This window comes from Caulobacter sp. GSs2, assembly GCF_058680895.1.
The window spans coordinates 2,702,154-2,714,630 of the sequence record NZ_CM178725.1; the positions used below are offsets into that span (position 1 = coordinate 2,702,154).

Genomic DNA, 12,477 nt, shown 5'->3' on the forward strand with positions numbered 1-12,477 from the left:
GGCCTTGGCTAGGTATCAGGCGCTCTGGGCTGGATCTGGGCCCCGGCCTTCGCCGGGGAGAGCGGAAGATTTTGCCAGCCCGTGCACCACCCCCACGCAAATCAGCAGCTGCCCGAAATAGTACAGCCCCCACACGCCCAGCCCGGTCAGGAAATTGTCCGGCAGCGGCCCCGACCGCGCGAAGATCAGCAGGTCGGAGACCACGAACATCACCGCCCCGATCCCGACGCGAAAGCGGTGAAAGCGGCTGGTCCAGGCGGTGGCGGCCATCAGCGACAGGCCCAGGGCATAGAAGGCCACGCCCGGCGCGCCGGCCCGGTCGGCAGGCAGCAGCCAGGCGATGCTGACGGTGGCGGGAACCAGCACGATGGCCAGGGCCAGCTGGCTGCGTGACAGGGCCGGTCGCCGGTTGCGCAGATAGAGGCCGATGGCGATCAGGTGTCCGGCCAGAAAGGCCAGGGCCCCGACGGTCAGCCCCATGGCGCCCAGCAGCACGTCGCCCAGCGCGCCGAACGCCATCACCGCGACCAGCAGCCAGCCGTCCAGATCGCGCGCCTTGAGGGCCGCATAGACGGCCAGCAGGCTGACGCCCAGGCCCTTCCAGGTGAGTTCTGCGGCCTGCGGCAGGCCCAGGCCCCAGGCGAAGACATAGCTGATCCCGGCCAGGATCGAGGCGATCAGCACCCAGCGGGCCAGAGTGGTGGATTGCGTCATGGTCGTCCCCCTGCCGGCTCGTTCTGTGGCGAGGCTTCGGCGCCTTCAGACTGCTTCAGCTTGCAGGTGATGCGCAACCACCGTTGGCGCGCCGCCCGAAATGTTGGAAGGAAAGGAACACGGTACGGAGAAGACCATGAACGGCGCGGACGCCCTGATCACCACCTTGGCCGATAACGGCGTCACCGCCTGTTTCGCCAATCCCGGCACCAGCGAGATGCAGTTCGTCGCGGCCCTGGACCGCGAGCCGCGCATGCGCTCGATCCTGTGCCTGTTCGAGGGCGTCGCCACCGGCGCGGCCGACGGCTATGGCCGCATGGTCGGCAAGCCCGCCTGCACCCTGCTGCACCTGGGTCCCGGCTACGCCAATGGCGCGGCCAATCTGCACAATGCGCGGCGGGCCTATACGCCGGTCGTCAATGTGATCGGCGACCACGCCACCGATCACCGCCAATACGACGCGCCGCTCAATTCCGACATCGCCGCCCTGGCCGCGCCCAACTCGATCTGGGTGAAGTCGGCCGAGAGCGCCGATCAGGTCGGCGCCCTCGCCGCCGAGGCCGTGGCCGCCAGCTTCGGCGCGCCGGGCGGCAACGCCTGCCTGATCCTGCCGGCTGACAGCGCCTGGAACGAAACCAACGCCGCCGGGCCGGTGATCGAGACGCCGCGTCCCGCCGCGCCTGACGCCGCCGCCGTCGCCGCCGTCGCCGCCGCGATCCGGGCGGCGGCCAAGCCGACCATCCTGCTGGGCTCCAGTGGCTGCGGCGAGGCCGGGATCGCCGCCGCCGGACGCCTGGCCGCCGCTGGCGTCCGCGTGCTGACCGACACCTTCACCGCCCGCCAGTCACGGGGCGAGGGCCGGTTCCGACCCGACAAGATGATGTATTTCGGCGAGCAGGCCCTGAAGGACCTGACCGGCGTTGATCTGATCGTGCTGGCCGGGACCAGCCAGCCGGTCGCCTTCTTCGCCTATCCCGACCGGCCCAGCGTGCTGGTTCCGGACGGCTGCGCGCTGGAGACCCTGTGCGGTCGCGAGGTCGATGCGCCTGCCGCGCTGAACGCCCTGGCTGACGCCCTGGGCGCACCGGCCCACGGCGCGGTCGAGGCCTATATCGAGCCGGCCGCTCCGGGGGCCAAGTTCGACGCCTGGGCCATGGGGGCCTCGATCGCCCGGCATATGCCGACCGGCGGGATCATTTCCGACGACGCGGTGACCGCCGGCCTGCCGATCTTCACCCAGACCCGCAACGCCCGCGCCCATGACTGGCTGAGCCTGACCGGCGGGGCCATCGGCCAGGGCATTCCGGTGGCCATCGGCGCCGCGGTGGCCTGTCCGGACCGCAAGGTTCTGAGCCTGAACGGTGACGGCGCGGGCATGTACACGGTGCAGGGCCTGTGGACGATCGCGCGCGAGAAGCTGGACGTCACCGTGGTGATCTTCGCCAACGGGGCCTATCGCATCCTGGGCATCGAGATGGGCCGCACCGGCGGCGGCGAGCCCGGCCCCAAGGCTTCGCGGCTGCTGGACCTGGGCGATCCCCGGATCGACTGGGTGGCTCTGGCCAGCGGCCTGGGCATGCCCGCCGAGCGGGTCGAGACGGCTGAAGCTTTCGATGCGGCCATGGCGCGGGCGATGACGACGCCGGGACCGCATTTCATCGAAGCGGCGATGAAATAGGCGAGCCATGACCACCCAGCCCGACCATCTGCCCCTGCCGGATCGCTGGGAGCTGACCGACGAGCAGATGCTGGAGCGGGCGGAGGCGGCCCTGGCCCGGCTTCGCCGCCGTCACACCATCCGCGCCTTCAGTGACCGTCCCGTGCCGCGGGCGGTGGTCGAGCGCTGTATCGCGGCGGCGGCGACCGCGCCCAGCGGCGCCAACCAGCAGCCCTGGCGATTTGTCCTGATTGGGCCGGGGCCTTTGCGGACGGAACTTCGGGCTGCGGCCGAGGCCGAAGAGCGGGAATTCTACGCCGGCCGGGCCGGGGAGGCCTGGCTCGACGCCCTCACGCCCCTGGGCACCGACGCCGACAAGCCGTTCCTTGAAACTGCGCCCTGGCTGATCGCCATCTTCGGCCAGCGGCATGGCGTCGACGCGACCGGCGGCAAGATCAAGCACTACTACGTGCCCGAATCGGTGGGCATTGCGACGGGCTTCCTGATCGCGGCGCTCAACGAGGCGGGTCTGGCGACCCTGACCCACACGCCCAGCCCGATGGGCTTTCTCAACACGGCGCTCGGGCGGCCGGACCATGAAAAGCCCTACATCCTGTTGGTGGTTGGCCACCCGGCGCAGGATGCCACCGTCCCGGCCCACGCCAAGACCAAGCTGGCCCTCGACGAGGTGATGAGCCTGCGCTGAGGGGCTTTGCCGGACTTCGGGGCCGGACTTCGGACAACAAAAAGCCCGCCGGGATCGCTCCCGGCGGGCTTGCTGTTTCAGGCTTGCGACCCGATCAGCTCTTCTTGACGTTGGTCGGCAGCTTGCAGCCGCCGCCGATGCCCTTGGCCTGCGAGCAGGCGAGGATTTCCTTGGACTTCGGATTGGGCATGTTGACCGGATAGCTCATCACCCAGCCGGGCAGACCGTCCGAGCAGGCGACTTCGAAATAGCCTTCGGTCTCGTTGCGACCGACCAGGCGGACGCCGGAGACCTCGCACGAGCCCTTGCCAAAGGCCTTGAGGTCGGCCGACAGGCGCGGGAACATCGCGTCCTGCTTGGAGAAGCTGCAGCGATAGCCGTTCATTTCGGCGAACAGGCAGTCATAGATCAGCGCCGGTCCGGTCGAGAAGATCGCGATCGCGCCGTCCGGACGGTTCTTGCACTTCAGCTCGACGATTTCCTTTTTGGGATCGGCGCTGGGCAGCATGCCGTACTTTTCGACATCGCAGTTGAAGCCGCCCTTGGTCGACAGCTTGCTGTAGAGGGCGGCCTGCTCGGTCAGCGCCGCGACCGAATCGGTCAGGGTGCAGCCGCCGCCGACAAAGGCGGCTTGGGCGCAGTCGATGGTGCGGGCCAGAGCCCCGCCGGCCGCCGTCTGCTGCAGCATGTAGCCCTTGCCGTCGGCGCAGGCGACTTCGAAGTAGTTGTCGGTCTTGGTGCTCAGGACGTAGCGCTTGTCCTTGACCTGGCAGGCCTTGCCCGACGCGGCGGTCAGGGTGTCGACGATGGCCAGTTGGGCGGCCTTGTCAGTCAGCTTGCAGCTGACATTGGCGCCGTCTTCGTACAGCAGGCAGCTGCTGGCGACCACTTCGTCGGCCGCATTGGCCGGGGCGCTGGTCTGCAGGATGTAGCCCGTGCCGCCCTTGCAGGCGATTTCGAAGTACGACTTCTTGGCGCCCGAGCCGATGGCGCGGGCGTTTTCGATGTCGCAGGCCACGCCGCCCTTGCTGACGAACGGCTTCAGGCCGGCCTTGGGGTCGGCGTTGCCGGGCAGAAGGCAGGCCAGGGCGCTGGGATTGCCGTCGGCGGCTGGCGCGTTGGCTTCCAGGCAGGTGAACACCTGCGGCGGGGTGTCCTTCTTGGCGATCAGCGCAAAGCCGATGCTGTCCTGACAGGCGACCTCGTAATAGGTGCTCGCGGTTTTCTTGTCCGCGCCGATCAGGCGGGCGTCGGTGACGGTGCAGCCGGTATTGACGGCCTGCATGAGCGCGGGGGCGTCTTTCATGCCCGCTTCCCGCGCCTTGGCGTCAATCTTTGGCTTGTCCTTGCTCTCTTTCGGCGCCGAAATGACGGCGGCCGGCACGAGCGCACCGAGCGCGAGGGCGGCAACCAAGCCGATCGCGAATGGCCTCATGGGAAACATCTCCTGGGTGGATTCCTCGCGCGGACATAAGCGCGCCCTTGCGTTGGGGGTCAAGATGTCCTCCCACGTGAGCGAAAACATGGCGGGAAGGGACGACAGATGCGCGACGGACTGGAAGAGGATGAGACGCAGCCCCGTAGGCCCCGGCTGGTCTACCCGTTCGAGACCGTTCCCGAGCAGGGAACCGGCCAGGCCGTCGAGGTGGCGCCGGGCGTTTTGTGGCTGAGGCAGCCGCTGGGCGGCTCGCTGCAATTCATCAATGTCTGGGCCCTGGCCGACGGCGAGGGCTGGGCCATCGTCGATACGGGCCTGCAGACCAAGGAGACCAGCCAGGCCTGGCGGGCCGCCTTCGCCGGCGTGCTGGGCGGCAAGCCGATCACCCGGGTGATCTGCACCCACCTGCATCCCGACCATGTGGGCCTGGCTGGCTGGATCGTGCGCAAGTTCGACTGCCGGCTGTGGATGACCCGCCTGGAATATTTCCAGTGCCGGATGCTGGTGGCCGACACCGGCCGCGAGGCGCCCGAGGACGGCGTGCGGTTCTTCAAGGCCGCCGGCTGGGACGAAGACGCCATCGAGAACTACAAGGCCCGGTTCGGCGGCTTCGGCAAGGCGATCTACGCTCTGCCCGACAGCTATCGCCGGCTATCGGACGGCGAGGATTTCGACATCGGCGGCCGCACCTGGCGCGTCGTGACCGGGCAGGGCCATTCGCCCGATCACGCCTGCCTGTGGTGCCCGGAGCTGGACGTGCTGATCAGCGGCGACCAGGTGCTGCCGCGCATCTCGTCCAATGTCTCGGTGTTTCCCACCGAGCCCGAGGCCGATCCCCTGAGCGACTGGCTGACCTCGCTGGCCAAGGTCAAGGCGGTGGTTCCCGACAGCGTACTGGTGCTGCCGGCCCACAATGATCCGTTCCACGGCCTGCATGCGCGGATCGACAACCTGATCGCGGGCCACGAGCGGGGCCTGGCGCGGCTGGAAAAGAAGCTGGTCGAACCCCGGCGCGCGGTCGACACCTTCGGGGCCCTGTTCGCCCGGCCGATCGGTCCCGATCTGCTGGGCATGGCCACGGGCGAGGCCCTGGCGCACCTGAACTGCCTGATGCATCGTGGTGTGGTCCGCCGCGACACCGACGCGGAGGGCGTGGCCTGGTACGGCGCCGTGGAGGTCGTCGAAACAACTGTTTGATGTTTCGCGCGCGAAGTATTAGCGTCGCGCCATGACCGTGCCGCCCGACCGCCGTCTCGTCTTCCTGCTCAACGCCGGCAACCGGCGCGTTCAGCGCTGGATCGAGGCGGCGATGGCGGCCAAGGGCGGGCTGACGGCGGCCCATTCGGGCGTGCTGTTCTTTCTGGGCCAGCGCGACGGCGCCCTGATCGGCGAGGCGGCCGAGGCCCTGGACCTGGCCCCCTCGGCCATGACCGGCCTGATCGACCGCATGACCAAGGTGGATCTGGTCGAGCGTCGCCCCGACCCGGCCGACGGCCGCGCCATGCGGCTGTACCTGACCGAAAAGGGCCGCGCGGCGCGCCAATACGCCAAGGGCGGCCTCGACAGCATCAATGCCAACCTGACCGAGGGCTTCTCCAGTGAGGAGATCGCCGTGGTCGCCCGCTGGCTGACCAGCCTGCAAACCAAATTCCCCAAAGGAGACGCCGCATGACCGAGCATGTGCCCAATCACGTGAAAGTTCAGATCGACGCCGGCGTGATGACCATCACCCTGTCGCGTCCGGAAAAGAAGAACGCCCTCAGCAACGCCATGTACGGGGTGCTGGCCGACAGCCTGGAGCAGGCCGAGACCGACCCCGCTGTGCGGGTGGTGGTGTTCCAGGCCGATGGCGACGCCTTCACGGCCGGCAATGACCTGGCCGACTTCACCGCCCAGGCCACGGGCGGCTTCAGTGGCGAGCGGCATGTGGGACGGTTCCTCAAGGCGCTGGCCAACGCCACCCGGCCGCTGGTCGCCGCCGTGCATGGCCAGGCCGTCGGCGTGGGCACCACCATGCTGCTGCACTGCGACCTGGTGTTCACCAGCCCTGACGCGCGCCTGACCACGCCCTTCGTCAACCTGGCCCTGGTGCCGGAAGCCGCCTCCAGCTGGCTGCTGCCGGCCCGCATCGGCCATGCTCGCGCCTATGCGATGTTCGCCCTGGGCGAAGCCGTGGACGGCACGACCGCCGCCGCCTGGGGCCTGTCCAATGCGGTGGTGCCGCTGGACGAGCTTCGCGCCCGGGCCCGCGCCTCGGCCGACCAGCTGGCCAAGCGACCGCTGGGGGCCCTGACCACCACCAAGCGCCTGATGCGTGACGCCGAGAAGATCGCCGCCCTGATGGACACCGAAGGCGCCCTTTTCGCCGAACGCCTGCAGACCGCCGAAGCCCGCGAGGCCTTCATGGCTTTCGCCGAGCGGCGGCCGGCTGACTTCAGCAAGGTGGCCTGACGCCGTGCTGCTGGCGGTGATCCTGGCGGCGACGCTTTTCGCCCTGGCCGGGGTCCACCTCTACTGGGGGTTCGGCGGTCGCTGGCCGGGACATGACGAGGCTTCGCTGGTCGAGCATGTGGTCGGCCGCACGGCCGGCATGCGCGCTCCGGGACCTCTGGCCTGCGCCGCCGTCGCGGTGGCCCTGGCGGGAGGTGGCCTGCTCGCCCTCGCCACGCTGGCTCCGGCCTCGCCGCTGAGTTTCTGGCTGTGGATGGCGCGCTGGCCGTTGTTCGCCGTCTTCGCCCTGCGGGGGCTGGCGACCTATGCGCCGCCGGTCTTTCGCTATGCCGAGGGCACGCCCTTCGCTCGCCTCAACCGGCGGGCCTATGGCCCACTGTGCCTGGCCATCGCCCTAGGGCTGCTGGCCCTGCAATTGTAGCGTTCCGAATACCAAAAAAATCACGGGAGAGAACGACATGGCCGACCGCATCACCTCGGGCTTCAGCCCCTATACCCCGGCCCGCGACGTGGTCGCCGGCCATGACCTGACCGGCAAGGTCGCCATCGTCACCGGCGCCGCCACCGGCATCGGCGTCGAGACCGCCCGCGCCCTGGCCGAAGCCGGCGCAGAAGTGATCATCGCCGTCCGCAAGCCGGATCTGGCCGAAGCCGCCGTCGCCGAGGTCAACAAGACGGCCAAGGGTGCGAAAGCCTCCTGGTCGATGCTGGATCTTTCCAGCTTCAAGTCGATCCGCGCCTTCGCCGAGCGCTGGGGCGACAAGCCGCTGAACATCCTGATCAACAACGCCGGCGTGATGGCCAGCCCCCTGACCTATACCGAGGACGGGCTGGAGATGCAGGTCGGCACCAACCATTTCGGCCACTTCCTGCTGTCGGTGCTGCTGGCCCCGAACCTGATCGCCGGCGCCAAGCAGTCGGGCAAGAGCTCGCGGCTGGTCTCGCTGTCATCGATCGGCCACCGCCGGGCGGGCTTCAACTTCGAGGACCCGCACTACAAGACCCGCGCCTACGACAAGTGGGAAAGCTACGGCCATGCCAAGACCGCCAACGCCCTGTTCGCGGTCGGCTTCAACAAGCGCTTCAAGGATCAGGGCGTGTTCGCCAACGCCGTGATGCCGGGCGGGATCATGACCCCGCTGCAGCGCCACCTGCCGATCGAGGAGCAGATCGCCCTGGGCTGGATCGACGAGAACGGCAAGGTTCGCGACGGCTTCAAGACGACGGAAGAGGGCGCCTCGACCAGCGTCTGGGCCGCCGTCGGCGATGAACTGGAAGGTGTCGGCGGGCTCTATCTGGAAGACCTGGCCCAGGCCGAGCCCTGGACCAAGGAAAAGCCCTGGGCCGGAGTCCTGCCGCACGCCCTCGACCCCGAGGCGGCCGAGCGCCTGTGGGCGCTGTCGGTGGAAACGACGGGGGCCGGGGCCTGATGGAGCGCCGCTCCGTCCTGCGGCTGGCCGCTCTCGCCACCTTTTTCGGGGCGGCCATCGATATCGTTGCGCCGTTCGTGATCTATCCGCGCCTCGCGGAGCCCTGGCCGCATCTGGTCTATGTGGCCATCGATCTGCTGCTGGTCTTCGGCATGCTGGGGGTTCGCTCCGTGAGCGGACGTTCGGCCGGCCCTGTCGCCCTAGCCGGCTTTGTCCTGGCCCTGCTGGGCGTGATGCTGGTGCGGACCTCGTCGGCCGCCATCTTCGGCGAGGCGTCGTACATGATCGCTTCCAGCGTCTGGTCGATCGGCATGGCCGTCTGGGGCGTGGATCTGCTGCGGGCCAGGGGGCCCTTCCGCATCGCCGCCGGCCTGTGGATCGCCGCCCTCGTCATCGGCCTTGCGGGCCTGGTCCTGAAGGATCAGGGTCCGATCGCGCACGTGGCCAAGATGGCCTTCATTCTCGGCTTCGTGGCCGCCGCCGTCGATCTGGTCAAACCCCGTGGAGACCCCGCATGAGCCTGAAGAACAAGACCCTGTTCGTGACCGGGGCCTCCCGCGGCATCGGCCTGGCCATCGCCCTGCGGGCGGCGCGTGACGGAGCCAATATCGTCATCGCCGCCAAGACCGCCGAGGCCCATCCCAAGCTGCCGGGCACCATCTATTCGGCCGCCGCCGAGATCGAAGCGGCGGGCGGCCAGGCCCTGCCGCTGATCGTCGACGTGCGCGAAGAAGCCAGCGTCTATGAGGCCGTCGAGAAGGCCGTGGCCCGGTTCGGCGGCATCGACATCTGCGTCAACAACGCCTCGGCCATCTCGATCACCGGCACCCTGTCGACCGAGATGAAGCGCTACGACCTGATGCATCAGGTCAACGGGCGCGGCACCTTCCTGGTCTCCAAGGCCTGCATCCCGCACCTGAAGAAGGCCGAAAACCCGCACGTGCTGATGCTGTCGCCGCCGCTGGACATGAAGCCCCGCTGGTTTGCGCCGCACGTCGCCTATTCGATGGCCAAGTACAATATGAGCCTGTGCGTTCTGGGCATGGCTGAGGAATTCCGCGGCGACGGCATCGCCTTCAACGCCCTTTGGCCGCGCACCGGCATCGCCACCGCCGCCATCCAGTTCGCCCTGACCGGCGAGGAAGGCCTGCGCCACTGCCGCAAGGTCGAGATCATGGCTGATGCCGCGCATGCGATCTTCGGCAAGCCATCGCGCGAATTTTCGGGCAATTTCCTGATCGACGACAGCTTCCTGTACGAGCAGGGCGTCACCGATTTCACGCCCTATGCCGTCGACCCGACCGCGACCCTGATGCCGGACTTCTTCGTGCCGGAGGACAGCGTTCCGCCGCCGGGGGTGAAGATCGGCTGAGGGTCAATCAAGCCTCTCCCAGAGGGAGAGGAGGGACCCGCCGCGCAGCGGTGGGAGGTGAGGGGTTACGCCGGCAACCGGCGCGCCGGCACGCCGTCCACCGTCCAAACCCCTCACCCTCCCACGCTTTCAGCGCGGGCCCCGCCCTCTCCCTCTGGGAGAGGGATCACGTGCAGAGACCGCCATGCCTTCACCCTCCGGGAACGTCACCATCCGCCCTGCCGTCGCCGCTGACAGCGCCCTGATCCTGCAGTTCATTCGCGATCTGGCCGAGTATGAAAAGCTGCTGGACTCGGTGGAGGCGACGGAAGGCCACGTGACGGCGGCGCTGTTTGGCGAAAACCCTCGGGCGTTCTGCGACATCGCGCAGATCGACGGTGAACCGGTGGGGTTTGCCCTGTGGTTCTACAATTTCTCGACCTTTGTCGGGCGGCACGGGATCTATCTGGAAGACCTGTTCGTGCGGCCCGAGGCGCGAGGTTCCGGCGCGGGCAAGGCCTTGCTGGCCAATCTGGCGCGGCGCTGCCTGGACGAGAATCTGGGCCGACTGGAATGGTCGGTGCTGGACTGGAACGCGCCGTCCATCGCCTTCTATGACAGCCTGGGCGCTGCGGCGCTGGACGAATGGATCATCCGGCGGATGACCGGCGACGCCCTGCGCAAACTGGCGGGGGCCTAGTCCAGCCGGTCGGCTTTCCGCAGTTCCGGGAACAGCCAGGCCCACAGGCCCGTGACGCCCAGCGCGCCGATCCCGCCGAACACCGCCGCCCCGACCGGGCCCATGAACCAGGCCGCGACGCCGCTCTCGGCCTCGCCCAGCTCGTTGGAGGCGCTGATGAACACGCCCGAGACGGCGGCGACACGGCCGCGCATGGCGTCGGGGGTGACGATCTGCACCAGGGTCTGGCGGACATAGACGCTGAGCATGTCGGCCCCGCCCAGCAGGGCCAGGGCCCCGACCGAAAGCCACATCACCTGTGAGAGGCCAAAGACCACCGTGGCGGCGCCAAACACCGCCACGCCCGCGAACATGATCGGGCCGGCCTTGCTGCGGATCGGGTTGCTGGCCAGATAGATCGCCATGATCGTCGCACCGATGGCCGGCGCGGCGCGCAGGATGCCAAAGCCCGCCGGCCCCACATGCAGCACGTCCTTGGCGAACACCGGCAGCAGGGCCGTGGCCCCGCCCAGGATCACCGCGAACAGGTCCAGCGAGATCGAGCCGAAGACGATCTTGTTGTTCCACACATAGGAGAGCCCCTCCTTGATCAGGGCCAGCCGCGAGCCGGGCTGGGTTTCGGGCCTGGTGTTCTGGCGGATCATCAGGGCCATGATCGCGGCGGCCAGATAGAGGCCCAGCGCCGCGCCGAAGGCCAGGGACGGCGAATGGATCAGCAGCAGGCCGCCGATGGCCGGACCGATGATCGAAGCGCTCTGCCAGGCCAGCGAGTTCCAGGCGATGGCGCGAGGCAGCAGGGGGCGCGGCACCAGCATGGGTCCCAGGGCGCTGCTGGCCGGCGACAGGAAGGCGCGGCTGGCCCCGAACATTACCGAGACGGCGAACACCGGCCACAGGGCATGCGAGCCGCTCAAGGCCAGGAGCAGCAGCACGCCGGCGCTGACGGCGTCGACGGCCAGGCTGATGGCGACGATGAACTTGCGGGTGCGGCGGTCGGCGGTCTCGCCGGCGATCAGGGTCAGGGCCAGCAGCGGCAGGAACTGGGCCAGGCCGATCATGCTGACCAGGAAGGCCGACTCGCCGACCGACCGCGTCTCGCGGGCGATGGCGTAGACCTGCCAGCCCAGGGCCACCGACTGGATCTGCACACCCAGGGTCGAGATGAACCGCATGGCCCAGAACAGCATGAAGTCACGCTCCCGCAACAGGGCGCGGGTAGAGGTGTCGGGAGACGGGTCTTCGGCCGGGGAGGGGATGTCAGACATTGCGCCGCACCATACTGGCGCTTGGCCCCGCCGCAACGTTATTGACCTGACAGAGGCTTGGCCCTAAAGCGCCCGCAAGTTCATGCCCTTGAGGCTTGGGAGGTCCGGCCATGCGCCTGCGACGAATGACGCGCGATAGCGCCACGATCTGAAGCCCTCCCGCGCCTGGCGTCGGGAGCTCCCGACGACCTTTCGCATTCCGAAGGCTGATGACCTCCATTTCCCTTGTTCCCAGTTCCGCCGTTTCCGCCCCCGCGCTCGTCCTTGAGACGCCCGCCATGGAAATCCCCGTGACCGCCCTGATCGACCGGGTGTTTGGCCCCGGCCGCTTCGCCAAGGTTTCCGAGCGCCTGCGCGAGGGCAACCGTCTGCTGGCCGCCTGCTCGTTTGTCGCGATGCGCGAGGGCCGCCCGGTGGGTTGCGTGCGGATGTGGCCCGTGACCATCGGCGGCGCGGCGGTCGCTTTCCTGGGCCCCCTGGCCGTCGATCCCGACGAGCGCAGCGTGGGCCTGGGCCAGACCCTGGTGGAGCATGCCTGCGAGGCTGCCCGGGCCGCCGGCTGGAAAGCCGTGCTGCTGGTCGGCGACGCGCCCTATTTCACCCGCGCCGGCTTCTCGGCCGCGCACACGGCGGGGATCATCATGCCGGGGCCTGTCGATCAGCGCCGCGTGCTGCTCAAGGCCCTGGTCGAGGGCGGCGACGAAGGCCTTTCGGGTAAGGTCGCGGTCGCCTGAGACGTTGCGTCGCTTGAGCAGGGCGGCGGCA

Annotated in this window: 14 protein-coding genes; 11 read left to right on the forward strand and 3 right to left on the reverse strand. The window is 68.7% G+C overall.

Annotated features, from left to right (window positions below; translation table 11 throughout):
• Nucleotides 1-15: 15 nt before the first annotated feature.
• Entirely contained in the window at nt 16-714 is a 699-nt protein-coding gene (locus ACW17Z_RS13145; protein ID WP_492056334.1) for a lysoplasmalogenase, read from the reverse strand.
• 136 nt (nt 715-850) lie between these two features.
• On the opposite strand from ACW17Z_RS13145, the gene ACW17Z_RS13150 reads away from it, so the two are divergent.
• Both ACW17Z_RS13150 and ACW17Z_RS13155 read left to right on the forward strand, forming a co-directional pair.
• A complete protein-coding gene (locus ACW17Z_RS13150; RefSeq protein ID WP_492056335.1) occupies nt 851-2,392 on the forward strand; it encodes an acetolactate synthase large subunit in 1,542 nt (513 codons plus the stop codon).
• Between the two features lie 7 nt (nt 2,393-2,399).
• Nucleotides 2,400-3,077: a nitroreductase family protein gene (locus ACW17Z_RS13155; protein ID WP_419318966.1), complete on the forward strand. Its 678-nt coding sequence runs from the start codon at nt 2,400-2,402 to the stop codon at nt 3,075-3,077.
• Nucleotides 3,078-3,171: 94 nt separating this feature from the next.
• On the opposite strand, the gene ACW17Z_RS13160 is transcribed toward ACW17Z_RS13155, so the two are convergent.
• Nucleotides 3,172-4,512 carry a hypothetical protein gene (locus ACW17Z_RS13160; RefSeq protein WP_419318965.1) on the reverse strand — a complete coding sequence of 447 codons (1,341 nt, stop codon included), beginning with the start codon at nt 4,510-4,512 and terminating at the stop codon, nt 3,172-3,174.
• A 108-nt stretch (nt 4,513-4,620) separates the two neighbouring features.
• Between ACW17Z_RS13160 and ACW17Z_RS13165 the strand changes: the two genes are divergently transcribed.
• The 8 genes from ACW17Z_RS13165 (at nt 4,621) to ACW17Z_RS13200 (ending at nt 10,447) form a co-directional block, all read left to right on the forward strand.
• Nucleotides 4,621-5,712, forward strand: a complete 1,092-nt coding sequence (locus ACW17Z_RS13165; protein ID WP_492056336.1) for an MBL fold metallo-hydrolase — start codon at nt 4,621-4,623, stop codon at nt 5,710-5,712.
• A 31-nt stretch (nt 5,713-5,743) separates the two neighbouring features.
• Nucleotides 5,744-6,187: a MarR family winged helix-turn-helix transcriptional regulator gene (locus ACW17Z_RS13170; RefSeq protein WP_492056337.1), complete on the forward strand. Its 444-nt coding sequence runs from the start codon at nt 5,744-5,746 to the stop codon at nt 6,185-6,187.
• A gap of 8 nt (nt 6,188-6,195) precedes the next feature.
• Complete coding sequence (locus ACW17Z_RS13175) at nt 6,196-6,966, forward strand: enoyl-CoA hydratase (RefSeq protein WP_492058529.1); 771 nt, start codon at nt 6,196-6,198, stop codon at nt 6,964-6,966.
• Nucleotides 6,967-6,970: 4 nt separating this feature from the next.
• Nucleotides 6,971-7,387: a DUF3995 domain-containing protein gene (locus tag ACW17Z_RS13180; RefSeq protein ID WP_419318961.1), complete on the forward strand. Its 417-nt coding sequence runs from the start codon at nt 6,971-6,973 to the stop codon at nt 7,385-7,387.
• A gap of 37 nt (nt 7,388-7,424) precedes the next feature.
• Complete coding sequence (locus ACW17Z_RS13185; RefSeq protein ID WP_492056338.1) at nt 7,425-8,396, forward strand: SDR family NAD(P)-dependent oxidoreductase; 972 nt, start codon at nt 7,425-7,427, stop codon at nt 8,394-8,396.
• Nucleotides 8,396-8,914, forward strand: coding sequence for a hypothetical protein (locus tag ACW17Z_RS13190; RefSeq protein WP_492056339.1), 519 nt, complete (start codon nt 8,396-8,398; stop codon nt 8,912-8,914). The genes ACW17Z_RS13185 and ACW17Z_RS13190 overlap by 1 nt, the downstream gene beginning before the upstream one ends.
• Nucleotides 8,911-9,768 carry an SDR family oxidoreductase gene (locus ACW17Z_RS13195; RefSeq protein WP_419318958.1) on the forward strand — a complete coding sequence of 286 codons (858 nt, stop codon included), beginning with the start codon at nt 8,911-8,913 and terminating at the stop codon, nt 9,766-9,768. The genes ACW17Z_RS13190 and ACW17Z_RS13195 overlap by 4 nt, the downstream gene beginning before the upstream one ends.
• A 184-nt stretch (nt 9,769-9,952) precedes the next feature.
• On the forward strand, nt 9,953-10,447 hold the full coding sequence (locus tag ACW17Z_RS13200; protein WP_492056340.1) for a GNAT family N-acetyltransferase: 495 nt from the start codon (nt 9,953-9,955) through the stop codon (nt 10,445-10,447).
• On the opposite strand, the gene ACW17Z_RS13205 is transcribed toward ACW17Z_RS13200, so the two are convergent.
• The gene (locus ACW17Z_RS13205) at nt 10,444-11,712 is read right to left on the reverse strand and encodes an MFS transporter (protein ID WP_492056341.1); all 1,269 of its coding nucleotides are present in this window, start codon (nt 11,710-11,712) and stop codon (nt 10,444-10,446) included. The genes ACW17Z_RS13200 and ACW17Z_RS13205 overlap by 4 nt on opposite strands.
• Before the next feature lie 209 nt (nt 11,713-11,921).
• On the opposite strand from ACW17Z_RS13205, the gene ACW17Z_RS13210 reads away from it, so the two are divergent.
• Complete coding sequence (locus ACW17Z_RS13210; protein WP_419318955.1) at nt 11,922-12,446, forward strand: GNAT family N-acetyltransferase; 525 nt, start codon at nt 11,922-11,924, stop codon at nt 12,444-12,446.
• Nucleotides 12,447-12,477 lie beyond the last annotated feature (31 nt).